This is a genomic window from Rhodococcus oryzae (genome assembly GCF_005049235.1).
Taxonomy (GTDB): Bacteria; Actinomycetota; Actinomycetes; order Mycobacteriales; family Mycobacteriaceae; genus Rhodococcus_G; species Rhodococcus_G oryzae.
Genome location: NZ_SUMD01000016.1, coordinates 19,650 through 42,754, shown reverse-complemented (window position 1 = coordinate 42,754; position 23,105 = coordinate 19,650). Strand labels below are relative to the sequence as shown.

Sequence of the window (23,105 nt, the reverse complement as noted above, 5' to 3'; positions counted from 1 at the left end):
GGAGCCGGCCGGCCCATCAGGCTTCGCTCATGCGCTGTTCCTGGCCTGCGATGCGGCGAACTGGCTGACCGGATGCGCCAGCCCGTAGTGCCCGCGCAGGGTCGACGCCGTGTACTCCGGACGGAACAGCCCGCGGCGTTGCAGGATCGGCACCACCTGGTCGACGAAATCGGTCAGACCGCCGGGCAGGAAGGGCGGCATGATGTTGAAGCCGTCGGCGGCCCCCTGCTCGAACCACAGCTGGAGCTCGTCCGCGATCTGCTCCGGGGTGCCTGCGAAGGTCCGGTGCCCGCGCCCGCCCCCGAGCAGCCCGATGAGCTCCCGCACGGTCAGCGCGTCGGATTCGGCCAGCTCCTTGACCAGCTCGTAGCGGCTCTTGTTGCCCTGGATCTCGTGCACGGGCGGCAACGGCGGCAGGGGCGCGTCGAGGGAGTGCTCGGTGAGGTCGACGCGGAGGATGGCGGACAGTTGCCGGAGCGCGTAGTCGGGCGAGATCAGATCGGTGAACTCCCGCTCGAGCGCCCTCGCCTCGGCCTCGGTCGGGGCGATGAACGGGACGATCCCCGGCAACACCTTCAACTCGTCCGGGTTACGCCCGTGCGCGGTCACCCGGGCCTTGAGATCGCGATAGAACTCCTGCCCCTGGGCGAGCGTGCGTTGCGCGGTGAACACCGCCTCGGCATACCGCGCCGCGAACTCCTTCCCGCTCTCGGACGAGCCCGCCTGCACCAGCAGAGGGCGGCCCTGCGGTGAGCGCGGCGAGTTCAGCGGGCCCCGGATCCGGAAGTGCTCGCCCTCGTGGTCGATCGCGTGCACCTTGTCCGGATCGGCGAACACCCCTGTGCCCGGATCCAGCACGACGGCATCGTCCTCCCAGCTGTCCCACAGGGCGACCGCTGCGTCGACGAACTCCTCGGCGCGCTGATACCTGCCGAGGTGATCCGGGATCCCGTCGAGGCCGAAGTTGGCGGCCTCGTCCTCGCCTGCGCTGGTGACGATGTTCCAGCCCGCCCTGCCACCACTGATGTGGTCGAGCGACGCGAACTTGCGGGCGGTGGTGAACGGGTCGCTGTAGGTGGTCGACGAGGTGGCGATCAACCCGATGTGCTCCGTTGCGCCCGCGATCGCGGTGAGCAGGGTGACGGGCTCGAAGGTGGACAGCGCGTTGTGCTTGATGCGAGGGCCGACGGCGAGGCCGTCGGCGAAGAACACCGAATCGAGCTTGCCCCGTTCGGCGATCCGGCCGAGCTCGGCGAAATGCTCGACCGACCGCACGTCGTCGGCATCGGTGCGCGGGTGACGCCAGGCCGCCTCGTGGTGGCCGACGCCCATGAGAAACGCATTGAGGTGAAACTGCTTGGACCGCTGAGACATTGCGATGATCTCCTTAGATCGGGCCGACGCGCCAGCGAGACAGGCGGCGCTCGGCGAGGATGAGGATTCCGTTGAAGACGAGACCGAGAAGCGAAATCGCGATGATGCCGGCGTACATCTTCGGGATCTGGAAGTTGTACTGCGAGGCCGTGATCAGATATCCCAACCCTGCTTTGGCGCCCACCATCTCGGCGGCGATGAGGACGAGGATCGAGGATGCTGCCGCCATCCGGATGCCGGTGAAGATGGTCGGGACGGCGGCGGGCAGGATCACCTTCTGGAACAGCCGGATCGGCGTGAGTCCCAACGACAGGGCGGACTTGACCAGCAGTGGATCCACCGTCCGGACTCCCGAGATGGTGTTCAGCAGGATCGGGAAGGTGCTCGCGTAGATCACCAGGGCGACCTTCGAGGTCTCCCCGATGCCGAGCACGAGCACGAAGACCGGCAGCAGCGCGAGCGCGGCCGTGTTGCGCAGCAGCTCGAGGATCGGATTCACGAACTCGGCCACCGGGCGGTACCACGCAATGGCGACGCCGAGCGGGATGGCGATCGCGATGGCGACCGCGAACCCGGTCAGCGCCCGGCTCAGGCTCGCGGAGGCATGGTTCCACAGCTCGCCGCTGGCGGCCAGGTCGCCGAAGGCGCCCGCCACCACGGAGAACGGCGGCAGGAACACCTTGTCCACCAGGCCAAGGCGCGGGGCCAGCTCCCACAGCAGCAGGAACAGACCGATCGCCAGCGATGGCTTGAGCACCCGCCACGCGGTGGCACCGACCGCCCGGCCGCCGCGGGCGAGAGCCCCCGGACGCCGCGGTGCCGCCTGCGCGGAGCGTGGCACGTGGCCGCGGGCGGCGACCGGCGGCGCGAGCAGTTCGACACTAGACATGAGCCGTCTCCTTCTGTGCGGGCGCCGCCACCTCGAGTTCTTGATGCTGAGCGCGCGCCACCTCGTCCTGTAGTTGGCTCCAGATGTGGTGGCGGAACTCCCGGAAGCGCGCGTCGGAGCGGACATCCGCCGAGGTGCGGTCGATGTCGATGTCGACCACCGTCTTCACACGGCCCGGCCGCGAAGTGAGCACCGCCACCCGCTGCCCGAGGTACACGGCCTCGTCGATGCCGTGCGTGATGAACAGGATGGTCTTGCCGGTGGTGCGCCAGATCCGCAGCAACTCGTCTTGCAGGGACTCCCTGGTCTGGGCATCGAGCGCCGCGAACGGCTCGTCCATGAGCAGCACCTCCGGGTCGAACGCCAGGCTCCGTGCGATGGCGACCCGTTGCTTCATCCCGCCCGACAGCTCGTGCGGGTACCGGTCGCCGAACCCCTGCAACCCGACCAATTCGAGGTAGTGGTCGGCGATCTCCCGCCGCTCCCGTTTCGGTAGGCCCTTTGCCTCCAAACCGAATTCGATGTTGTGCAGGGCCGTCCGCCACGGCAGCAGCGCGTACTGCTGAAAGACGATCCCCCGGTCGAGGCCGGGTCCGGTGATCGGTTCACCGTCGAGCAGGATCCGTCCGGACGACGGTGTTGTCAGGCCGCCCAAGAGGTCGAGCAGGGTGGACTTGCCGCAGCCGCTCGGGCCGACCAGGACGAGGAATTCGCCGTCGGCGACGTCGATGCTGATGTTCTCGATCGCGGTGAACCGCTCATCGGACCCGCGGATGCCGAAGTGCTTGCTGACCCGGTCGAGCCGGAGCTTGGGTTCTGTGGTCATTTCCCTGCCCCCAATGCCTGTCCGTCGGCACCGCTGGTGGCGGTGTAAGCACCGTTCGCATAGGGGTTGAACTCGTTGGTGAACAGGTCGGCCGCCGTCAACTCACCCGGCTTCAGTTCGCCGTTTCTGACCAGCCAGTCGATCCAGGTCTGCAGCTCGCGGTCGGCGATGACCGCCCCCGCGACCGGTATGCCCGGACTCCGCCAGTAGTCGGTCAAACTCGTGTTCTCGTTGCGGCCCCGCTTGCCGATGATCTCCTTGAACCTGGCCACGACCTGGTCCCGCGGTGTGGTCTGGGTCCATCGGACCGCGCGTGCCACGCCCTGTGTGAAGTCCTTCGCGGCCTCGGGATTCTTGGCGATGAAGTCGTCACGCAGGACGTAGGTGCCGTAGCTGAAGTCCCCGAAGATGGCCGAATCCGTGAAGAGCGGACGCAGGCCGCCGCGGTCGACGGCGGTTTCCCGGAAGACACCCTTGAGCGCGGCGACGTCGATCTGCCCTTCCCTGAGCGCCTGCTCGGTGTTGATCGGGGGAACCACGATCAGCTCGACCTGCTTGATCTCGTCGGGGGTGAGCCCCTGCTTGGCCAGCCATTCGCGCACCACGAATTCATGATGGGCACCAAGGGTGTTCATGCCGACCTTCTTGCCGATCAGGTCCCGCGCGCCGGCGATGGGCGCGCCCTCGAGCGCGAAGTAGCCGGTGAAGTCACCCTGGTCGGCGCCGTACGAGCTCACCACCGAGGTGATCGGAGAGCCCGCGGAGCGAAGCTTGACGATCGCGCCGTTGAACGCGCTGCCGAACTCCGTCTGCCCGGTCGCCACGGACTGGATGTCCTGTGGCCCGCTGGTGGTGTCCCCCACCCATTTCAGCTCGATGCTCTGGAAGTAGCCGAGGTCTGCTGCCAGCTCCGGGAAGGTGACCTGTCCGGCCGCGCCCTGGTAGCGCAGCACGGCCTTGCCATCCGCGGTCTGTTCGGTCTCGGACGACCCCGCGCACGCACTGACCAGGGAACCGATCGTCAGAAGCGCGGCGAGAGCCGCGAGTGCGCGCAGGGGTCGCGGCTGCGTTGATCGTCTCTTGGGCGTCGGTGATGCCATGGTCTGAGTCCTCAGGTCGGGCGTGGCTGGATGATGCGTCAAAGATGACGGACGCCGTGACCATCGGGAACAGTTCGGTTCACCGGGGTTTTAAGTCGAACTCGTTCGTAGAATCGACGCCATGGGCACCGTCGCACTCGCCGAGACCTTCGAATCCCACCGCCGTCACCTGCTGTCGGTCGGCTATCGGATGACAGGCAGCGTGTCCGACGCCGAGGACGCCGTGCAGGAGGCCTGGCTCCGGCTCAGCGAGACCGACCCCGACTCCGTCCGCGACCTACGCGCCTGGTTGACCACCGTGGTCGGACGGATCTGCCTCGACCATCTTCGTAGCGCCGCCGTCCGGCGCGAAAGCTATGTCGGGCAGTGGCTTCCGGAGCCGATTGTGATGCCCCTCGGATCCTCGGAGTCGATCGACCCACTGGAAGCCGTTGTGCGCGAGGAGGATGCACGTTTGGCGGCGATGGTGGTGCTTGACACTCTCGGCCCGGATCAGCGCACCGCGTTCGTGCTTCATGACGGGTTCGGCGTCCCCTTCGACGAGATCGCGGGGATCCTCGGCACCTCGACCGCCGCGACCCGGCAACTGGCCTCGCGCGGACGGCGCGCGGCGGCCGGCGCCGAGAGGCGGACCCCGGACGACGAGCATGCGGAGGCGGTCGGCCGGCTGATGGCCGCGATGGCAGCGGGCGACCTCCAGGCCGTGCTGGACGCGCTGCACCCGGACGCCCTGGTGATCGGCGACGCCAACGGCACCACCCGCACGGCCGTCAACGTCATCCACGGATCCGACAAGTTCGCCCGTTTCTTCCTCGGCCTGATCAATCGCTATGGGCCACAGGCACTCCTGGCGCTCGAACCGGCTATGGTCAACGGCCAGCTCGGTTTCTACACGCACGGGTCGCCCGGGGACGAGACCCACCCGGGCTTCCCGTCGCGCGTGGGAGGATTCACCGTCCGCGACGGCAAGGTGAGCGCCGCCTACGACATCGCGAACCCGGAGAAGTTCGCGGGTGTCAGGCTCCCGGACCGGCCTGCCCCGTGACCGCCTGATCGGCCCACGGAACCCGGCACGCGTCCCCCGAGTTGAACCCCTGCTCGGTGATCCCGAGCGCGGAGTACATCCGGGCCCGCATGTTCTCCAGCCCGATCTGATAGGTCAGTTCGACGACCCCGTCCTTGCCGAACCGGCGTTCCAGGTCCGCCACCTGCTCGTCGGTCACAGTCCCCGGAGTTGCCGTCACCGCGTCGGCGTAAGCGATCGCCGCGCGTTCGTCCTCGCTGTAGAGCGGGGAGTTCTCGTAGTCGCCGATCTTCTGGAGCCGCTCGATGTCGAGGCCGTCGAGGCGCTGCAACATGGTGCCGAAGTCCACGCACCAGGAGCACCCGACGGTCCACGCGACCCGGTACACCGCCAGCTCGCGGACGTTCGCGGGCAGCACCTTGGAGGCCTTCTCCGCCGCCATCTCGTGCCGGGCGCAGGCCACGAAGAGCTTGCGATGATTCGCCAACACGGTGAAGGGCTCGGGCACCGCGCCGAACCTGCGGCCTGCGAACTTGTAGGCCACCTTGATCAGCGGTCCGGCATCCTTCGGAGCCACCGGCTGGATTCGAGTCATGACGCCCTCCTGTTTCACTTGCGGCGACCGTTCGTGCCGCCTACTCCTTGGACGAGACAGCCCCGGAAAACGTGACAACCCTCAGTTCGTCTGCAGATCGCGCCGCCGGAAGGCCGCCGTCCCCAGCAGGCACAGCGTGCCCGCGACGAGTGTGGTGACCAGCAATGGCGCCAACCGGAAGTCCACCGCGGGCACCAACGGAAGGTTCTCGAACGGCGAGACGCTCATCAGCCGGTCCGGGAGCTTCAGCGTCGTCCCGAACATCAGGACGAAGAAGCAGAAGGCCAGGCCGATCCAGGCGGCGGAGGCGAGCCGCGGCAGGAGGCCGAACAGGAGCAGGGTGAGCCCGCCCAGTACCCAGACCGCCGGCAGGTAGACGAGGGTCGCGCCGAGCATCCGGGGCACCTGCTCAATGTCGCCGGCGATGATCCCGTACATGAGCCCCATCCCGAGACCCGCGAGCGCCAGCACCAGGGCCGAACCGACCAGCGTGATCACCCCGTGGCCCGCGATCCAGCGGATCCGGGTCAGCGCGGTGGAGAGCAGCGGCTCGAGATGCCCGGCCGCCTCCTCCGCACGCGGCCGGAGCGCGGAGGAGATCGTGTACGCGGACCCGATCATGGCCAGCATCGCGGCGGCCATCGCGTAGAACGCGTCGACCATGCTCGCACTCTCCTGCCCCAGCAACTCACCGATGTCGACATCGCCGAGCAGGTCGCCGACGTCATTGCCGATCGTGCCGAACGCCAATCCGCCGAGGAACAACCCGACCGACCAGCCGACCAGCGTGCCGCGCTGCAGTCGCCAGGCGAGCCCGAACTCGCCGAGCAACCCCTGCGGAGCCCGGGCCGGGCCCGGCCTCGGGGGGAACACGCCCGCGCCGACGTCACGATGGTCCAACACGCGGAGCGCGGCGAGGCCGACGGCCGCGGCGACGGCAAGCGACAGCAGCGCAGGCCACCAGATCTCGCCGTCGTACGGCCGCATCGCCTGGCCCCAGCCAAGCGGCGAAAGCCACGACAGCGCACCACTTCCGACGTCGCCGACCGCGCGCAGCACGTACGCCACGCCGATCGCGGCCCCGGTGATGCCGTAGACGGTCCTGGTGTTCTCGGTGATCTGCGCGGCCAGTAGGGCGACCGCCGCGAACACCAGGCCCGCGCAGGTGGCGCCGACGCCGAGGGCAAGCGATCCCGCCGCGGCCAGACCGTAGGAGATCAGGCTGAGCGCGACCACCGCGCCGTAGAGCACGTTCGCCGCCGTCACGATGATCGCGGACGCGGCGAAGGGGGCGTGGCGCCCGACAACCGAGGACCGGATCAGCTCGTCGCGGCCGGTTTCCTCGTTGGCACGGGTGTGCCGTCCGATCACGAACATGCTCATCAGGCCCGCGACGATCATCCCGAAGGCGCTGGCCTGGAAGGCCACCTGGCCCCCGATCGTGTCGAGGGCGCGCGGCGGTCCGGCCATGGCCACCATGGCCGCGTTGCCCTCCATGCTGGCGGCGACGGCATCGAGCTCCGGCTGGGTCGGATACGCGATGTCGACCCCGACGGCCTGCGAGTAGTAGACGAAGGCGCCGGCGAGGGCCCACAGGACCAGCGCGAATCTCTCGCGCCGGAAACCGAACCGGGTCAGTGTCGCGGTGCCGGCCAGCGTTGTCACGATTCGTCCACCCCTGCCGCCGCGAGCTCGTCGCCGTAGTGCCGCAGGAACAACTCCTCCAGGGTCGGCGGCTGACTGGTGAGGGTGCGGATGCCGAAACGGGTGAGGTGCGTGATCGCCCCGTCCAGTTCGCCCGTGTCCACCTGGAACCGGGCCCTTGTCCCCTCCACCACCAGGTCGTGCACACCGGCCAGCTCGGTCAGACCGGTCGCCGGGCTCCTGGTCTCGCAGGCGATGGAGGTGCGGGTGAGGTGCCGCAGGTCGGCCATGCTGCCGGTCTCGATCGACTTTCCGAGCCGGATGATCGTGAGTCGGTCGCACAGGGCCTCCACCTGGGCGAGGATGTGGCTCGACAGCAGCACCGTGCGCCCCTGCCCCGTGACCTCCGCGATGCACTCCTGGAACACCGCCTCCATGAGCGGATCCAACCCGGAGGTGGGCTCGTCGAGGATCAGCAGTTCCACGTCGGAGGACAGGGCCGCGACGAGCGCCACCTTCTGCCGATTGCCCTTGGAGTAGGTCCGGCCCTTCTTGGTCGGGTCCAGGTCGAACCGCTCGAGCAACTCGGCCCGGCGTCGCTCGTCGAGGCCGCCGCGCAACCGTCCGAGCAGGTCGATCACCTCGCCGCCAGAGAGGTTCGGCCACAGATTGACGTCGCCTGGGACATAGGCGAGACGCTTGTGGAGTGCGGCCGCCTCCCGCCATGGGTCGCCACCGAGCAGTCGCACCTCGCCGCTGTCGGCGCGGAGCAGGCCGAGCAGCACCCGGATGGTGGTGGACTTGCCCGAGCCGTTGGGGCCGAGGAAGCCGTGCACCTCCCCGGTGCGCACCTGGAGCTCGAGGCCGTCCAGGGCCCGCGTTCGGCCGAAGGTCTTTACCAGGTCCGAGATCTCGATCGCGGCGCTCATGTATCGACGGTAGAACGGTCCGGCCACGCCCTGCTGCGGTTTGCCGAGTCGGGGCGCAGGCAGTTCGTCGACCATGCGGTCTGAACCCGCCAGGACGGCGAATAAGCTGTGACGATGCCCGCAGCACGCCACTCGCAGACGGTCTCGCGCCTGCAACCGTTCAGCTCCACCATCTTCGCGGAGATGACAGCGCTCGCCGTGCGGACGGGCGCGATCAACCTGGGCCAGGGCTTTCCCGACACGGACGGCCCGAACGCGATGCTCGAGGTCGCCAGATCCGCGATCGCCGACGGTCTCAACCAGTATCCGCCGGGTCCGGGGATGCCGGTCCTGCGCGAGGCGATCGCCGCCGACCGCGCGGCCCGATACGGCCTGGAGTACGACCCGGACACCGAGGTGCTGGTGACGGTCGGCGCCACCGAGGCGATCAGCGCGACCCTGCTCGGCCTGGTCGAACCGGGCCAGGAGGTGGTGCTCATCGAGCCGTACTACGACTCGTACGCCGCGGCCGTCGCCCTCGCCGGTGGCGTTCGCCGGTCCGTGTCCCTGGTCCCGGACGGCGACGGCTTCACTCTCGATCTGGACGCGCTGCGCGCCGCGATCGGTCCGAACACCCGGATGCTGGTGCTCAACACCCCGCACAACCCGACCGGCACGGTGTTCACGGACGCGGAGCTGCGGGCCGTCGCCGAGCTCGCCGTCGAGCGCGACCTGCTGGTGCTGAGCGACGAGGTGTACGAGCACCTGGTCTTCGACGGGCGCACTCACACCCCCCTGGCGTCGCTGCCGGGAATGGCGGACCGGACGATCACCGTGTCGAGCGCGGGCAAGACCTTCAGCGTGACCGGATGGAAGACGGGCTGGGTGTGCGGCCCCGCCGAGCTCGTGGACGCGGTCCGCTCGGCCAAGCAGTTCCTGACGTTCGTCGCGGGTGGCCCGTTCCAGCCCGCGGTCGCGCACGCGCTGACCCACGAGCAGGCCTGGGTGACGGGTCTGCGAGAAGACCTGCAGCGCAAGCGGGACGTGCTCAGCGGGGCCCTGCGCGAGGCGGGATTCGGGGTGCACGTGAGCGGCGGCACCTACTTCGTGTGCGCGGACATCACCCCGTTCGGCACCACCGACGGCGAGGCGTTCTGCCGCGCACTGCCGGAGCGGATCGGCGTGGCCGCGGTGCCGGTGAGCGTCTTCACGGACCACAAGGCGCCGTGGAATCACGTGGTCCGCTTCGCATTCTGTAAGCGCGACGAGGTGCTCGCCGAGGCCGCCGAGCGCCTCATGGGGCTGGCCGGGCGGTGGTGACGCGGCGATGAGTCAGCGCACAATTCCCGCGGACTTCGTGCGCAGGGCCGCCGCCTTGGCGGCGAGCGGCGGGTTCGACATGTCCATCCCCCTTGCGGCCGCGGGCATCACCCTGCCCATGCTGCGCGACGAGAACGCACGGTTGACCGCCGACCAGCTGACGCTGTTCACCCAGGCGGCCTGGCAACTGACCGGCGACGAGCTGTTCGGTCTCGGCGCTGCACCGGTGCCCCGCGGCACCTTCAAGCTGGTCTGCCTGTCGCTGATCCACACCCCCGACCTCGGCAGCGCGCTCGAGCGGATGGCTGACGTCATGCGGGCACTCCCTGGTCCGCCGCAATTGCGGATCCGGACCGGCGAGTCGACCACCCGGCTCCAGGTCGTGATCCCCCGGCGGGACGAAGCGCTGCCCGCCGCGACCGCGGACGCCGCCGACCGCCTGCTCACCGACTTCGAGCTCATACTCCTGCACCGGTTCGCGGCCTGGCTGGTCGGCAGGCGGGTCAAGCTGATCTCGGTGGAAGTGCCGTATCCGGCTCCGGATCCGTCGCTGGCCCGGAACTACGACGTGATCTTCGGCGTCAAGGTCACCTTCGGCGCCGACATGGCCGCACTCGAATTCGACAACGCCGTGATGCGTGCGCCGATCATCCAGACCGAGGAGACGCTGGAGGATTACCTGCGGGAGTCTCCGAATCTGCTTTTCTCCGAACGGGATTACGACAGCACGGCCTCCGCGCAGGTCCGCAAGGTCCTCGAGTCCGGCGTCAAGGGCCGCACCTCCACCGCCGATGACATCGCGGAGATGCTCTCGATCAGCGTCCCGCACCTGCGCCGGCTGCTGCGCCAGGAGGGCACCTCACTCAATCAGCTCCGGGAGGAGGTGCTCCGCGACGCGGCCATCTCCGGACTCGGCCGCGGCGAGTCCGTTGACGACCTGTCGGCGCGGCTGGGGTTCTCCGAGCCCAGTGCGTTCCGGCGTGCCTTCAAGCGGTGGACCGGCGAGACCCCTGGCGCCTACCGCTAGCCGCCGGGCAGTCGCTCAGCTGACGCAGAACTCGTTGCCCTCGGGGTCGGCCATCGTGATCCACCACTGCGGACCCACCTGCCCGCGATGCAGGATCGTCGCGCCGCGGGCGACGAGGGCATCGGCCACCGCCTGCTTGTCCTCGCCGACCCGGACATCGAGGTGCAGCCGGTTCTTCACCGACTTCGCCTCGGGCACCAGCTGGAACAGCACCCGCGGGCGCTCCTGGTGCTCGGGGTCGCTGATCGCGGCACCCAGCTTCCAGACCAGGGTGCCCTCGAAGACCTGGGTCTCCTCCTCGGTGGCGTGGCCGGCCGCGACCATCCGCCGAATGAAGTCCTCGTCGCTCGGCTCGACCCGCCAGCCGAGGGTCTGCGCCCACCACTTGGCCTGGGTGTGCGGGTCGGCGGCGTCCACTGTGACCTGAAATTCGTATCCCATGTCGCGACAGTACGACCGGGGACCGACAGCGTCCGGGGACTCAGGGCCTGACCAGGATCCTGATCGGATCGCCCTCGTGCTTGTCCAGCTTCTCGATGCCCACCAGGACGTCCTCCAGCGAGACGATCTCGCTGATCGAGCGCGAGACGTCGAGACGACCGCGGGACAGTAGCTCCGCCAGAGTCTCGATGTCGACGTTCTTGTAGCCGAGATGGCCCTTGACCTGCTTCTTCGACAGCCCGAAGGCGGTGGTGGTGCCGAGTAGCGCTTCCTGGTCGCTGAGCCCGACCACGATGAGCCTGCCGCCGACGGCGAGGCAGTCCAACGCCTGGGAGAACGTGACGGCGAGACCCGCCGAATCGAACGCGACGTCGAGCATCTTGCCGCCGGTGGCCTCGGCGACCTTCGCCCTCAGGTCCGGATCCCGGGAGTCGAACGCGTAGTCCGCGCCGAGTTCGATGGCCCGCTGCAGGACCACCGGGTTGATGTCGAACGCGAGGATCGGGACCGCACCGACCAGGCGCGCGAGCTGCACGATGTGGGTACCGATGCCGCCGACGCCCCACACCCCGACGACCTCACCGACCCTGACCTCCCCGGTGCGCACGACGGCGCCGTAGGGCGTGGACACCGCGTCGGCCAGGATCGCCGCCTGATCGAACGGGACGTTGTCGGGGATCCGGGTCAACCCGCCTGCCTGCGCCACCGTGTACTCGGCCCAGGCGCCGTCGTAGGCGAATGCCATCAGCTGGATGTTCAAGCAGTTGGTGAGATCCCCGCGCCTGCAGTTGCGGCACCGGAGGCAGGCCTTGCCTGCGGACGGGATGACCCGGTCGCCCACCGCCCAGCCCGACACTCCCGCACCGAGTCCCGCGATGGTGCCCGAGGACTCGTGACCCTGGGTGACGACCGGCAGCATCGCCGGGAAGGTTCCGTTGATCAGGCTCAGGTCGGAGTGGCAGATCCCGCAGTACTCGACCTTGACGAGCACCTCCCCCGGACCCGGCTCGGGTATCGGGACATCTTCCACCACAGTCTTTTTGGAGTCGGCATGGAATCGTGCGGCGCGCATGGTCTCCGCCATGGTCGGCTCCCTTCAGCCGTGTTCGATGTAGGCCTCGAGTTGGTCGCGTTCGCCCTGCAGTTCGCCGATCCGACTCTTCACCACGTCGCCGATGCTGACGATGCCGACCAGTTGACCGTCCACGATCACGGGCAGGTGCCGGATCCGGCGCTCGGTCATGGTCTCGGCGAGGCTGTCGACACTGTCGGTCGGCAGGCAGGCGAAGACCGCCGTGGTCATGATGTCCCCGACCCGGGCGTTCAGCAGGTCGGCGCCACGCTCGTGGATGCGGCGCACCACGTCGCGCTCGGTCACGATGCCGACCACCTCGTCGTTCTCGACAACGACGAGGGCGCCCACGTTGTGCCTGGCGAGTTCGCCGATCAGCGCATTGACCGTGATCCCCGGCCCGACCGTCGCCACCGCCGGGCCCTTGTTCCGCAACACGTCCGCTATTTGCATCTGGACACCCCGATCCATCCGCGCTCGGCTACCGCTGTGTCGATCATAGGCAGCTGGACGCCCCGCCGACCATCAACGGACGAAGGAATCCGGGGGCGCATCGCCGCCGGTCAGGCGACCGCCGGCCGGGACCTGTCTAGGGCGAGGGTGACGGCCAACCCGCCGAGCACAGATCCCATCACGTAGCGCTGCACCCTCAACCAGCCGGGCCGGGCGTCGAGGAGGGTCGAAATGGTTCCTGCCGCAACGACTATCGCCGCATTCACGGTCAGCGCGACCGCGATCTGCACGCCGCCGAGACCGAGACTCTGGGCCCAGACCCGCCCCGCCGCCGGATCGATGAACTGCGGGATCAGCGCCAGGTACATGATGGCGATCTTCGGGTTCAGCAGGTTCGTGACCAGCCCCATCGTGAAAAGGCGCGTGGCGGAATCGGCGGGCAACCGCCGGGGCGCGAACACCGAGGCCCCGCCCGGCCGGAGCGCCTGCCAGGCCAGCCAGCCCAGATAGCCCGCGCCCGCGAGCTTCACCGCGAGGTAGAGGTGCGGCACCGCGACGAAGACTGCCGAGATCCCCGCGGTCGCGGCCGCCAGGTAGCAGGCGAAACCGACGGCCACGCCGCCGAGTGAGATCAGCCCCGCGCGCCTGCCCTGGGTGACGCTGCGGGAGACGAGGTACATCATGTTCGGTCCCGGGGTGAGCACCATGCCGAGTGCGACCGCCGAGACCCCGAGAACTGCCGCGCCGGTGATCATGGCGATGAGGTTCGCACGGTCCGCACACCGCTGTCGCGGGCCAGTTGAGCACCACTGGACCTCCAACCTAAATGACACATATCCGTGTCATCTCAGTCAACACTGTTACCGTCGAGGGGTGCCACACGACACGCAGCTGATCTTCGCCGACCATGTCGGCCGCTTCTATGCGCGCCAATACGGGTTCCCGCCGATGGCGGGTCGGCTGCTGGGATACCTGTTCGTCTGCGATCCGCCACAGCAGACGATCGACGAACTGGGCGATGCCTTGCTGGCGAGCCGGAGCGCCGTGACCGGTGCCGTCAAGCTACTCGAGAGCTACCGGATGGCGCGGCGGACCCGTGCCGCGGGCGAGCGGGTGGACCGGGTGAGCCTTGACCCCGTCAGCCGGCAACCCCAGAACTTCGATTCCGCCGTCCATCGCGAGCACGCGGCACTGTTCCGGGAAGGACTGGCGCTGCTGGCCGACGCCCCGCCCGACCGTCGCGCACCACTCGAGGAGATGGTCGCCCTTGCCGAGTTCCTCAGCGAGCGACTGCCGGCCCTGCGCGACGAATGGCACACGCATCGCGACGAACTCCGCCGATCGGGAGCACTTCCGGCTCCCCACAACTGAGAGGTTGCCGATCATGACCGACCACGACCTGTCCGCCCTACGAGAGCGGGCCGAGGACGGCGACGAGAACGCCCTCGACGAACTGGTCCAACTCGCAGTCGAGCTGGGCGATATGGACGAGTTGCGACGCCTCGCCGACGGCGAAAGCTCCGACGCGACCGACGAACTGATCCAGCTCGCAGGCGAGCTGGGCGACATGCAGGAACTGCGGCGCCTCGCCGAGGGCGGGAGCTCCGACGCAGTCGACCAGCTCATCGAACTCGCCACCGAACGGGACGATCTGGACGAGCTGCGGCGCCTCGCCGACCTGGGCAATATCACCGCGGCCGAGCAGCTCGCGGAGCTCACCGCCGATTAGCACAACACTAGAACAATTGTTCGATACCGGCGTAGAATTCCGCCCGTGGACATCGCAGTGCAGGCGTCGCTGTTCGACGACCCGACCGAGGGCGCTCGGTTCGAGCCGCTGGGCGACTGCGTCCACAGGCAGGACCTGACCGCCGGCGCCTGGATCGACGTGCGACCGGGCTGGCTGCAGGGATCGGAGCGACTGTTCACCGATCTCGTCGACACGGTCCCGTGGCGGGCCGAGCGCAGGCAAATGTACGACCGCGTGGTCGACGTCCCGCGGCTGGTGAGCTTCTACGCCGAGGAAGCCACGCTCCCCGACCCCCTGCTCACCGAGGCCAGGACGGCCCTCGACGCCCACTACCGGCAAGAACTCGGCGAGCCGTTCGCCACCGCCGGGCTCTGCTACTACCGCGACGGCACCGACAGTGTCGCCTGGCACGGCGACACCATCGGGCGCGGCGGCACCGAGGACACGATGGTCGCGATCGTCTCCCTCGGCGCCGCGAGGACGCTGGCTCTGCGGCCCCGCGGTGGCGGAGCCTCCCTTCGATACTCGCTCGGCCACGGCGACCTGCTGGTCATGGGCGGGTCCTGCCAGCGGACCTGGGAGCACGCGGTCCCCAAGAGCACCCGCCCCATCGGGCCGCGGATCAGCGTGCAGTTCCGGACGCGCGGCGTGCGCTGACGGCGCTCGCGAGCCGGTCCAGCTGGGCGGCGGTGGTGTCCCAGTCCAGGCAGGCGTCCGTGATCGACTGACCGTAGGTGAGCTCGTCCGCCCGACCGAGGGTCAGGTCCTGGCGGCCCGCGACGAGGAAGCTCTCCAGCATCAGCCCCGAGATTCCAGCCTCGCCCGCCTCGATCCGCGCGGCGACATCGGTGACCACGTCGACCTGCTTGTTGTGGTCCTTCCGGCTGTTGCCGTGGCTGGCGTCGATGACGACCCGCTCGGGCAGGCCGGACTTCGCCAGCCGTGCCATGGTGTCGGCGACGGTCGCGGCGTCGTAGTTCGGGCCGTCGTCGCCGCCGCGCAGGATGACGTGACAATCCGGGTTACCCGCGGTGCGGATCAGCGCGGACAGCCCGTTGAGGTCGGTGCCGGGGAACACGTGGCTCGCCGCCGCAGCCCTTGTCCCGTCGACCGCCACCTGCACGTCGCCCTCGGTCGAGTTCTTGATCCCGACCGGCATGGACAGCGCGCTGCAGAGCTGGCGGTGCACCTGGCTCGCGGCGGTCCTGGCGCCGATCGCGCCGTAGCTGACCAGATCCGCGATGTACTGCGGCGTGATCGGGTCCAGGAACTCGCATCCGACCGGCAGGCCAAGCGACGAGATGTCCAGCAGCAGTTTGCGTCCCATCCGCAGGCCGGTGTTGATGTCGAAGCTGCCGTCGAGGTGCGGGTCGTTGACCAGACCCTTCCACCCGAGCGTCGTGCGGGGCTTCTCGAAGTACACCCGCATCACGATGTGCAGATTGTCGCGGTGCTGCTCGGCCTTCGCCGCGAGCCGGCGCGCGTAGTCCATCGCGGCGTCCGTGTCGTGCACGGAGCACGGCCCGACCACCACGATGAGGCGGTCGTCGCGGCCGTCGAGGATGTTCACGGTCGCGTCCCGGCCGCCGCGCACCGTCGCGGCGACGGCGGGGTCGACGGCGTGTTCACGGCGCAGTTCGGCCGGCGCGGCCAACGGACTGATCGAGACGGTGCGCTGGTCGTCGAGGCCGAGCACATCGGTGTCGATGGTGAGAGTCATGGGGGTCCTGTTCGTTCAGGCCGACCCAGGAGAGTGCATGCACACCCGCGAGCCGGTCGATAGCGGCTCGGGGTGGAGGAAGTCAGCGCGTGGTTACGCCGACCGGCCCACCCGGGGCCAGCCTGCTAAACCAGAAATATGCGCGCTGCATGGGCGCCACTGTAGCAGCGCCCCGCAAGCCCCCTGTGAACGGTCACCGCAGTTGGCAATTTGCCAAGTAGTTGGCACGGTTGTCACCGCAGTTGGCAATTTGCCAGATAGTTGGCACAGCGCCGACGCACGCTCGTCTCGCGCTCGGTACGACTGCAACGAGGCGCCTGCCACCGCGACAGCACGCCGAGGGATCCCCGAGTTGTGTGGCCCGCCGGCTCCAGTTGGTTTCGGTCGCCCCAGTTAAATTCGATCCATGGACCGAAATACCATCGAAGCTCTTCCGGTTGGCCGAGCGTTTTCGCAGAGGGCCAAGGCCCTCGCGATCATCGACGCGATCCTGTGCCCCGAGTGGGAGTACCGCTACTACTCGTTCAATTCGGAATGGGGTTCCGGACAGTCGATGGCTTCGGCCCGAGACGGGCAAGGCGCCGAGTATTTTGCCTTGATCTCGGATGATGTCATCGGATTCAAGTCCTACGAACCCCAGAGTCCGGCGGTGCCGCCACCTTCCGCCGGCTGGGCCGCCCATACGCCCGCGAACAAAGGGCTCGAGTACTTCTGGGGCGAACCGGCTTTTTCGATGGATCGCATCTCGTGGTTGGCGACGTGCGACACGGGCAGCTGGCAGTTGCTCGCAGGTGAACTGCGAATTCCTGACCTGGCCGAAGCGCTGACCCGCGACGCAGATGAGCACGCCAGCTGGGCAGCCACCTACTACGAGCGGACCCCGAGCACCGAGCAGGTTGAGGCGATGCGGCACCTCTTCAACGGCGAACCTCTGACCGGCGAGATTGTGGCCGCGCTGAACCCGTCCGCGGGCATCGTCGACCTCACCGACGACATCACGGAGATCGGTTGGCCAACCGCGGTGTAGCCGTTGCTCTCGCGCGAACAATTGCAACTGTCGTGACCACGATCGCGACGGAAAGTCGCCATGGTAGTTGTCACACCACAGGTCGGCGCACCTGCGGATGACAACTCCGATGAATGATTCACACCCCCTGTGAACGGTCACCGTAGTTGGCCATTCGTCACCCAAGTTGGCCACTTCGTCAACATTGTTGGCCATTGGTCAGGACAGTTGGCCAAAGGTCGGCTCCGGATCGCACGGCGTGCGAGTGGCTGTTGTCGCTGTGCGATACAGAAACGGTCCCTGCTGACCTGGCCTGGCGGTCCAATCGATGCTGGCCGGCTTCGCTTGTGTACCAACGGGCTCGGAAGGACTGGGTCGGTGGTCGATGCTGCGGTCGTGCGCGCAAGGCTGCAGTGGAGCGGCTGGCAGTGCAGCTGTCAGCCAGCTGGAGTGATCGGTGTCGACCGAACCTGTTCGATGAATTGACGAGTTTCCTCCACGTCGCGCGGACGGTAGACACGCATGCCGTAATAGAACTTCTGCCCCTCGGTCGTGCGGATGACGTTCGGCTTGTTCGCTACGCGGTCGTCGCCGAACCAGATGCTGATGGTGCCGTCGTCGTTGCGGACCAGTTCGCTGTCGGACAGGCCGGGTCGGTCGACGTCGAGCCAGCCCATCCCGTCGTACTTGATCACCGAGAAGTAGCCGTTGTGCTCGTAGTCCAGCGGCGGAACATCGAAAGTCCACACATCGGCACCGGTGGATGTGGCCACCGCCTGGAAGTACTGGGCATCCTCGGGCGGCAGACCGCCCCAGCCCAGGCGGGCGCCCAGCAGATGCTGGTAGGGGTCCGTACTGGCTGGGGTACCGAAGCCCTTGGAGAAGTCCGCCTCGGCGGCATGGGTTTCCAGCTCGGCGCCGACCGACTTCCGGGTGTCCTCGTCGAACTCCCGGCCTCGGTACGGGTTGGCGGTCGCGGCTGTGATCCGGCGCGCGTCCTGCAACTCGTGGGCGCGATCGAGCCCGCCGACAGTCGCGGTGCGACCCGCGACATACACATGGGTGCCGGCGGACAGGTCGGCGTTGCGCACCGTCAACGTCTCACCGGGGTAGATCACGCCGACGACGTAATGGTTCTCGTCGATGATCTCCGCTACCTGGTATTCGTTGGACGGCGCAAGCGAGAAAGTGGCCTCCTCGGTCACGTCGACGACGGCGAAGGAGTAGATCAGGTCCACGTTCGACCGGATCACGACCTGGGTTTCCACGTTCACCGGCACCCTTGAGTGGAAGTACTCGTTGACCGGGGCCTTGGCGAGCTGCTCCCGGAAGTAGTGCGCGGTTTCAGCCTCGACGAAGTTGTCTCGCGTCACGATCTCAGCCACGGGCGTCCCTTCTCGAATCAACAGGTCAACCGCGACGCTAATCGCCCGTGGGAGAGCCACCTTCGCCCGTCGCGGGTGAATTCACTGGCCGCGATATCCGCCCGACCTGCGTCATCGGCCGAGTAACTGGTAGGGCCCGCATCCCGAGAGAACCAACTGGCGTCAGGGCGTGACCGACGCTTCGCTGAGGATGGTTCAGCACGCTCGGGTGATCCCTCCCCCATCCGATCGCGACGATGTGCTGCTCGCCAAGTTCACGTGAGCCGGTCCAGGAACGCACCAGTCTGCCGATCCGCCTTACCGCCACACTTCGTTCAGCCAACGAACAGCCGTGAACAAATGTCAACTTCGATGACGACGATCGTGCCCTGTCGTCGTCACGATAGGTGTCACACCGCAGGTCAGAGCGCCGGGAAATGACTACTACGATGACGATTCACACCCCCTGTGAATGGTCACCGTAGTTGGCAATTTGTCAGCTGTCCTGTTCCTCGTCCCCGAACCGGTGCTCAACCGCCTGCCTGCTAACCCGCAGCGTCTTCTTGACCGGTGGTCGATAATTGGTGAGTGCTCGTCAATTTGGTTTCTGCCGAAACGGGTCTCCGGTGAGCGTGGCAACTCTGCCGATGGAGCTGACCAGCTTCGTCGGCCGCAAAGCCGAACTGTCCGAGGTACGCAGAGCCCTGTCAGCCTCTCGTCTGGTGACGTTGTCCGGCATCGGGGGGGTCGGCAAAACCAGGCTCGCCATTAGTGCGGCCGAGGCGGAGCGAAAGGCCTATCCCGATGGGGTGTGGCTGGTCGAACTTGGCGAGCTACGCGATCCGACGTTGGTGGTCGAGCTGGTCGCCGCCGGCGTCGGGGTGCAGAACCGCTCGGCCCGTCCCCTGCTCGAGGTGCTTGTCGAGGTCCTGTACCCGAGCACGGGACTGCTGGTGCTCGACAACTGCGAACAGCTGATCGAGGCCGTGACCGAGCTCGCCAAGGCACTGTTGACCACCTGCCCGAAGCTCCGCATCCTCGTCACCAGCAGGGAACCACTCCACATCGGCGGCGAATCCGTGATCCGGGTCTCCCCCCTGACGACACCACCAGCCCACCACCCGCTCTCGCTTCGGAAGTCGACTCACTTCGATGCCGTGTCGCTGTTCACCGAACGGGCTTCGTTTGCGCTCCCGGATTTCGAGCTCACCGGCGACAACGTCAACACCGTCGCACAGATCTGCGCGCGACTGGAGGGGCTACCGTTGGCGATCGAGCTGGCGGTGGCGCGGCTGAAAGTGCTTTCACCCGAGCAGATCCTCCAGCGGCTCACCGACCGATACACCCTGCTGACCCGCGGCCGCCGGAACGCTCCGAGCAGGCAGCAGACACTGCAAATGTGCATCGGCTGGAGTTACGACCTGTGCACACCCGCCGAACAACAACTGTGGGCTCGGCTGTCGGTGTTCGCGGGCAGTCTCGACCTCGAGGCCGCCGAGGCCGTGTGCGCCGATGACGAGGCCGATCAGGACCTGGTCGACACCTTGGCCTCTCTGGTGGACAAGTCGATCCTGATCCGGGAGCAATCGAGGGGTGGGGTCCGCTTCCGATTGCTGGACACCGTGCGGGACTTCGGCCGCGACAAGCTCGACCACACCGGCCAGCGACTGGCCCTGCGCCGGCGACATCACGACTGGTACCTGCAGTTGGCGCTCGATGCCGACGACGCGTGGATGAGCCCGAACCAGCTCGAGTGGACCGCGCGCCTCGCCCGGGACCTGCCGAATGTGCGCGAGGCGCTCGAGTTCAGCCTGTCCGGGTCCGGCGAGAGCGTGCTCCGGATCGCCGCGGCCATGAACCAATTCTGGGTATCCCGCGGCCTCCTCAGCGAGGGACGCCGATGGCTCGACCGAGCCCTGGCACGAACATCCGACTTGTCCTCCGCGGACCGAGCCAAGGCGCTATACGCCGTCGCCGTGGTCGCCGCGACCCAAGGTGACCTGGCGGCGGCGACCGCTCGGATCGAGGAGGGCCGCGCTCTCGATGCGCGGCAGGAAGACCCGCTCTGGCATGTCTTCGTCGCGATCAGCGACGGGTACGTCGCGCTCCATCGCGGTGATGTCGATCAAGATCTGACACCCCTGGAAGAGGCCGTCGAGGATTCCCGGGCACGCGGGGAGTTCAAGCGACTGGTCGAGGCGCTGTTGCTACTCGGTTTGTCCCGCCAGGCGCGCGGCCAGATCGCAGAGGCACTCGCCTGCCATGAGGAGATGCTTGCCATCACGCAGGCGCACGGCGAGACGGTGTATCGGTCGTATGCGCTGTGGTCGATCGCACTCACCGCGCGAGGTCAGGGAGACAACGACCGTGCGGTGCACTGTCTCGAGGAGTCGCTTCGGTTGATCCGACTGGCAGACGACCCGGTTTCGGCAGTTATATGCCTGCAGGCGCTGGCCTCGATAGCCGGCGAGCAACACGACGCGCGGCGGGCCGCCGTCCTGATGGGAGCCTCTGACGCGCTTGGCCGAACCGTGGGCACCGTCACCTTGCGCTTCCCCGACCTCATTGCCAATCCGGACGAGTTCACGCGCGATATCAGTCGGGCACTCGGCGTGCACGAGTTCGAGGCTGCCTACCGCGAGGGCGGCGCGTTGGACTTCGGTGGCGCGATCGCCTTTGCCCTGGGAGAGCAATCACCCGAGGAGGCCCCGGCCGTTCGGCACCTGGCCAGTCTGACCGAACGCGAACTTCAGGTTGCCGATCTGATCGCCGATGGCCTGACCAACAAGGACATTGCCGGCCGACTCGCGATCTCGCCGGGGACGGTGAACGGGCACGTGGAACACATTCTGGCCAAATTGGGGCTCTCCTCGCGCACAAAGATCGCGGTCTTGGTCGTCCAGCACAAGAGAGGTGAGCGCATCTGACAGCACAGGCCAGTGCCGTTGTCTCCGCGCCGGGATGGGGCCGATCCGCCGGGCACGTCGGCATCTGGTCTGCCGTCCTATTCGGTTTCCGCGGCGCGGGCGGCACGGCGGGACAGTTCGGCGAACGCCGCACGCAGCTCCGGTGGGGCGATCACCTCGATCTCGGTGTCGAAGCGGGCCAGCGTCGAGGCGAAGGCGGCCCAAGACCAGGAACCTGTCGTCAGCCTGGTCCGGGCGGTGCCGAGTTCCTCGACGACGCCATCGCCTGCGAACTGGGCCACCTCCGCCGCAGGGAGATGGAGGATCACCTCACCGCGGCAGGGCCAGGCGTCCGTGCTTGCCGAGCCCTTGAACCGGGCCGACAGGAAGACAGCCACGTCGCCGCCCGGCACTTCGCGAGACGGGAACCGCGGTCCGTTCGGCACACGCGGTGTCATCCGGTCGGCGCGGTAGATCCGCCAGTCTTCGCGCTCGGGATCCCAGCCGACCAGGTACCAGCGTCCGGTCCGGACCACGAGGTGGTGTGGCTGCACCCGGCGGGGCGGTCGCGGCTCGGTGTCCTCGGGGCGTCCCGGCGAACGATAGTCGAACCGCAGCTCCTCTCCAGCGCGGACGGCGGCGCTCAGGGTGAGCAGGACACCGGTATCGACCTGGGGTTCGGCACCGCGCCCGGCCGCGCTGATCTCCAGGGCGTCGACACGCTGCCGCAACCGGGACGGCAGGACCTGGCGCACGGTGGCCAGCGCCCGTGCGGCCGCCTCCTCTATGCCCGCGCCCGTCCCGACAGCGATCCGCAGCGCCACCGCGAGCGCGACCGCCTGCTCCTCGTCGAACAGCAACGGCGGCATCTGGAGGCCCGCTTCGAGCCGGTAGCCACCATCGGGTCCTTTCACCGCCTGGACGGGGTAACCGAGCTCGCGCAGCCGGTCGACGTCCCGTCTCACCGTCCGGTCGCTGACGCCCAGCCGTCGGGCGAGCAGGCCGCCCGGCCAGTCGCGGCGGGCCTGCAGCAGGGACAGCAGCGAAAGCAGCCTGCTGGAGGTCGTCGTAGACGAAGCGAGTGGCATGTCTCCAGGCTGCCACGAATAGCGGACGTTCCCTGACCGGTACTGGTGACATCGTGGGATTTGTCGCCGGAAGTCTCCGGCGACGAACCTCTCGTGAAGGACCGGAACACCATGTCGCTCAACGCTGTCGCCCACCTCAACTTCCACGGCCAGGCCCGCGAGGCCCTCGAGTTCTACCAGTCGGTGTTCGGCGGGCAGCTCACCCTCGCCACCTACGCCGACTTCGGGATGCCCGCCGAACTGTCCAGCGCCACGAACGTCGTGTTCGGCCAGGTCGTCGCCGACAACGGATTCCGGGTGATGGCCTACGACGTGCCCGGCCAGGACACTCCTGCCGCGCCCGGCACGCCCACCACGCGCCGCGAGAACGGCACCACGATCACTGAGGAGCGGTTCTTCCTCTCCGTCCGCGGCCAGAGCGTCGACGAGATCACCCCGGTGTGGGAGTGCCTCGCCAAGGACGCGACCGTGATCGAGCCGTTCGGCCCCGCCCAGTGGGCGCCCGCCTTCGGGATGCTGGCCGACCGATTCGGCGTCACCTGGATCGTCGACGTCGCGGCCGAGTACACCCAGGCCTGACCTCGTACATGGGGTGCGG

Annotated in this window: 23 protein-coding genes; 9 read left to right on the top strand and 14 right to left on the bottom strand. The window is 68.0% G+C overall.

From position 1 onward, the window contains the following. Positions 1 to 27: 27 nt before the first annotated feature. Genes FCG67_RS23500 through FCG67_RS23485 form a run of 4 tightly spaced genes read right to left on the bottom strand, consistent with a single transcriptional unit; the run spans position 28 to position 4,189 of the window. A complete protein-coding gene (locus FCG67_RS23500) occupies positions 28 to 1,374 on the bottom strand; it encodes an LLM class flavin-dependent oxidoreductase (RefSeq protein WP_136911998.1) in 1,347 nt (448 codons plus the stop codon). Positions 1,375 to 1,387: 13 nt separating this feature from the next. After that, positions 1,388 to 2,263 (bottom strand): ABC transporter permease, encoded by an 876-nt coding sequence (locus tag FCG67_RS23495; RefSeq protein WP_136911997.1) that lies wholly within the window; start codon positions 2,261 to 2,263, stop codon positions 1,388 to 1,390. Further along, the gene (locus FCG67_RS23490) at positions 2,256 to 3,089 is read right to left on the bottom strand and encodes an ABC transporter ATP-binding protein (protein ID WP_136911996.1); all 834 of its coding nucleotides are present in this window, start codon (positions 3,087 to 3,089) and stop codon (positions 2,256 to 2,258) included. The genes FCG67_RS23495 and FCG67_RS23490 overlap by 8 nt, the downstream gene beginning before the upstream one ends. Further along, positions 3,086 to 4,189: an ABC transporter substrate-binding protein gene (locus FCG67_RS23485; protein WP_136911995.1), complete on the bottom strand. Its 1,104-nt coding sequence runs from the start codon at positions 4,187 to 4,189 to the stop codon at positions 3,086 to 3,088. Before FCG67_RS23485 ends, FCG67_RS23490 begins: the two co-directional genes overlap by 4 nt. Before the next feature lie 121 nt (positions 4,190 to 4,310). Here FCG67_RS23485 and FCG67_RS23480 point away from each other — a divergent pair, with 121 nt between their 5' ends. Continuing rightward, positions 4,311 to 5,234, top strand: coding sequence for a sigma-70 family RNA polymerase sigma factor (locus FCG67_RS23480; protein ID WP_136911994.1), 924 nt, complete (start codon positions 4,311 to 4,313; stop codon positions 5,232 to 5,234). Here FCG67_RS23480 and FCG67_RS23475 read toward each other — a convergent pair. The 3 genes from FCG67_RS23475 to FCG67_RS23465 form a co-directional block, all read right to left on the bottom strand. Beyond that, positions 5,206 to 5,808, bottom strand: coding sequence for a carboxymuconolactone decarboxylase family protein (locus tag FCG67_RS23475; RefSeq protein WP_136911993.1), 603 nt, complete (start codon positions 5,806 to 5,808; stop codon positions 5,206 to 5,208). The two genes, FCG67_RS23480 and FCG67_RS23475, sit on opposite strands and share 29 nt — an antisense overlap. An 81-nt stretch (positions 5,809 to 5,889) precedes the next feature. Further along, a complete protein-coding gene (locus tag FCG67_RS23470; RefSeq protein WP_136911992.1) occupies positions 5,890 to 7,473 on the bottom strand; it encodes an ABC transporter permease in 1,584 nt (527 codons plus the stop codon). Further along, on the bottom strand, positions 7,470 to 8,381 hold the full coding sequence (locus FCG67_RS23465; RefSeq protein ID WP_136911991.1) for an ABC transporter ATP-binding protein: 912 nt from the start codon (positions 8,379 to 8,381) through the stop codon (positions 7,470 to 7,472). The genes FCG67_RS23470 and FCG67_RS23465 overlap by 4 nt, the downstream gene beginning before the upstream one ends. A gap of 114 nt (positions 8,382 to 8,495) precedes the next feature. On the opposite strand from FCG67_RS23465, the gene FCG67_RS23460 reads away from it, so the two are divergent. Continuing rightward, entirely contained in the window at positions 8,496 to 9,680 is a 1,185-nt protein-coding gene (locus tag FCG67_RS23460) for a pyridoxal phosphate-dependent aminotransferase (protein WP_136911990.1), read from the top strand. 7 nt (positions 9,681 to 9,687) lie between these two features. Beyond that, positions 9,688 to 10,707, top strand: coding sequence for an AraC family transcriptional regulator (locus tag FCG67_RS23455; protein ID WP_136911989.1), 1,020 nt, complete (start codon positions 9,688 to 9,690; stop codon positions 10,705 to 10,707). 15 nt (positions 10,708 to 10,722) lie between these two features. Here the strand turns inward: FCG67_RS23455 and FCG67_RS23450 are convergent, their stop codons facing one another. The 4 genes from FCG67_RS23450 to FCG67_RS23435 form a co-directional block, all read right to left on the bottom strand. Continuing rightward, the gene (locus tag FCG67_RS23450) at positions 10,723 to 11,148 is read right to left on the bottom strand and encodes a VOC family protein (RefSeq protein ID WP_136911988.1); all 426 of its coding nucleotides are present in this window, start codon (positions 11,146 to 11,148) and stop codon (positions 10,723 to 10,725) included. A gap of 40 nt (positions 11,149 to 11,188) precedes the next feature. Beyond that, a complete protein-coding gene (locus FCG67_RS23445) occupies positions 11,189 to 12,232 on the bottom strand; it encodes a zinc-binding dehydrogenase (protein ID WP_136911987.1) in 1,044 nt (347 codons plus the stop codon). A gap of 12 nt (positions 12,233 to 12,244) precedes the next feature. Continuing rightward, entirely contained in the window at positions 12,245 to 12,673 is a 429-nt protein-coding gene (locus tag FCG67_RS23440) for a CBS domain-containing protein (RefSeq protein WP_136911986.1), read from the bottom strand. 110 nt (positions 12,674 to 12,783) lie between these two features. Next, positions 12,784 to 13,428: a LysE family translocator gene (locus FCG67_RS23435; protein ID WP_136911985.1), complete on the bottom strand. Its 645-nt coding sequence runs from the start codon at positions 13,426 to 13,428 to the stop codon at positions 12,784 to 12,786. Between the two features lie 118 nt (positions 13,429 to 13,546). On the opposite strand from FCG67_RS23435, the gene FCG67_RS23430 reads away from it, so the two are divergent. From FCG67_RS23430 to FCG67_RS23420, 3 genes are read left to right on the top strand one after another with little or no spacing between them, the layout of a single operon-like run. After that, a complete protein-coding gene (locus tag FCG67_RS23430) occupies positions 13,547 to 14,044 on the top strand; it encodes a GbsR/MarR family transcriptional regulator (RefSeq protein WP_136911984.1) in 498 nt (165 codons plus the stop codon). Positions 14,045 to 14,057: 13 nt separating this feature from the next. Beyond that, a complete protein-coding gene (locus FCG67_RS23425) occupies positions 14,058 to 14,402 on the top strand; it encodes a hypothetical protein (protein ID WP_136911983.1) in 345 nt (114 codons plus the stop codon). A 45-nt stretch (positions 14,403 to 14,447) separates the two neighbouring features. Further along, positions 14,448 to 15,080: an alpha-ketoglutarate-dependent dioxygenase AlkB gene (locus tag FCG67_RS23420; protein WP_136911982.1), complete on the top strand. Its 633-nt coding sequence runs from the start codon at positions 14,448 to 14,450 to the stop codon at positions 15,078 to 15,080. Here the strand turns inward: FCG67_RS23420 and FCG67_RS23415 are convergent. Continuing rightward, a complete protein-coding gene (locus tag FCG67_RS23415; RefSeq protein WP_136911981.1) occupies positions 15,046 to 16,143 on the bottom strand; it encodes a 3-deoxy-7-phosphoheptulonate synthase in 1,098 nt (365 codons plus the stop codon). The genes FCG67_RS23420 and FCG67_RS23415 overlap by 35 nt on opposite strands. A 406-nt stretch (positions 16,144 to 16,549) precedes the next feature. Between FCG67_RS23415 and FCG67_RS23410 the strand changes: the two genes are divergently transcribed. Then, a complete protein-coding gene (locus FCG67_RS23410; protein WP_136911980.1) occupies positions 16,550 to 17,170 on the top strand; it encodes a hypothetical protein in 621 nt (206 codons plus the stop codon). Between the two features lie 416 nt (positions 17,171 to 17,586). Here the strand turns inward: FCG67_RS23410 and FCG67_RS23405 are convergent, their stop codons facing one another. Then, positions 17,587 to 18,534, bottom strand: a complete 948-nt coding sequence (locus FCG67_RS23405) for a DUF1254 domain-containing protein (protein WP_136911979.1) — start codon at positions 18,532 to 18,534, stop codon at positions 17,587 to 17,589. A 605-nt stretch (positions 18,535 to 19,139) separates the two neighbouring features. On the opposite strand from FCG67_RS23405, the gene FCG67_RS23400 reads away from it, so the two are divergent. After that, positions 19,140 to 21,440, top strand: a complete 2,301-nt coding sequence (locus tag FCG67_RS23400; RefSeq protein WP_136911978.1) for an ATP-binding protein — start codon at positions 19,140 to 19,142, stop codon at positions 21,438 to 21,440. A 77-nt stretch (positions 21,441 to 21,517) separates the two neighbouring features. Here the strand turns inward: FCG67_RS23400 and FCG67_RS23395 are convergent, their stop codons facing one another. Further along, positions 21,518 to 22,507: a helix-turn-helix transcriptional regulator gene (locus FCG67_RS23395; protein WP_136911977.1), complete on the bottom strand. Its 990-nt coding sequence runs from the start codon at positions 22,505 to 22,507 to the stop codon at positions 21,518 to 21,520. Between the two features lie 111 nt (positions 22,508 to 22,618). Between FCG67_RS23395 and FCG67_RS23390 the strand changes: the two genes are divergently transcribed. Then, positions 22,619 to 23,086, top strand: a complete 468-nt coding sequence (locus FCG67_RS23390; protein WP_136911976.1) for a VOC family protein — start codon at positions 22,619 to 22,621, stop codon at positions 23,084 to 23,086. Positions 23,087 to 23,105 lie beyond the last annotated feature (19 nt).

Bases quoted from the DNA above. Each gene is read 5' to 3' on its own strand.
- FCG67_RS23440 (WP_136911986.1), bottom strand. From the start codon at position 12,673: ATGCAAATAGCGGACGTGTTGCGGAACAAGGGCCCGGCGGTGGCGACG.
- FCG67_RS23410 (WP_136911980.1), top strand. From the start codon at position 16,550: ATGGACCGAAATACCATCGAAGCTCTTCCGGTTGGCCGAGCGTTTTCG.
- FCG67_RS23500 (WP_136911998.1), bottom strand. From the start codon at position 1,374: ATGTCTCAGCGGTCCAAGCAGTTTCACCTCAATGCGTTTCTCATGGGC.
- FCG67_RS23490 (WP_136911996.1), bottom strand. From the start codon at position 3,089: ATGACCACAGAACCCAAGCTCCGGCTCGACCGGGTCAGCAAGCACTTC.
- FCG67_RS23435 (WP_136911985.1), bottom strand. From the start codon at position 13,428: ATGATCACCGGCGCGGCAGTTCTCGGGGTCTCGGCGGTCGCACTCGGC.
- FCG67_RS23390 (WP_136911976.1), top strand. From the start codon at position 22,619: ATGTCGCTCAACGCTGTCGCCCACCTCAACTTCCACGGCCAGGCCCGC.
- FCG67_RS23480 (WP_136911994.1), top strand. From the start codon at position 4,311: ATGGGCACCGTCGCACTCGCCGAGACCTTCGAATCCCACCGCCGTCAC.
- FCG67_RS23415 (WP_136911981.1), bottom strand. From the start codon at position 16,143: ATGACTCTCACCATCGACACCGATGTGCTCGGCCTCGACGACCAGCGC.
- FCG67_RS23445 (WP_136911987.1), bottom strand. From the start codon at position 12,232: ATGGCGGAGACCATGCGCGCCGCACGATTCCATGCCGACTCCAAAAAG.
- FCG67_RS23460 (WP_136911990.1), top strand. From the start codon at position 8,496: ATGCCCGCAGCACGCCACTCGCAGACGGTCTCGCGCCTGCAACCGTTC.
- FCG67_RS23455 (WP_136911989.1), top strand. From the start codon at position 9,688: ATGAGTCAGCGCACAATTCCCGCGGACTTCGTGCGCAGGGCCGCCGCC.
- FCG67_RS23475 (WP_136911993.1), bottom strand. From the start codon at position 5,808: ATGACTCGAATCCAGCCGGTGGCTCCGAAGGATGCCGGACCGCTGATC.
- FCG67_RS23425 (WP_136911983.1), top strand. From the start codon at position 14,058: ATGACCGACCACGACCTGTCCGCCCTACGAGAGCGGGCCGAGGACGGC.
- FCG67_RS23395 (WP_136911977.1), bottom strand. From the start codon at position 22,507: ATGCCACTCGCTTCGTCTACGACGACCTCCAGCAGGCTGCTTTCGCTG.
- FCG67_RS23465 (WP_136911991.1), bottom strand. From the start codon at position 8,381: ATGAGCGCCGCGATCGAGATCTCGGACCTGGTAAAGACCTTCGGCCGA.
- FCG67_RS23485 (WP_136911995.1), bottom strand. From the start codon at position 4,189: ATGGCATCACCGACGCCCAAGAGACGATCAACGCAGCCGCGACCCCTG.
- FCG67_RS23450 (WP_136911988.1), bottom strand. From the start codon at position 11,148: ATGGGATACGAATTTCAGGTCACAGTGGACGCCGCCGACCCGCACACC.
- FCG67_RS23495 (WP_136911997.1), bottom strand. From the start codon at position 2,263: ATGTCTAGTGTCGAACTGCTCGCGCCGCCGGTCGCCGCCCGCGGCCAC.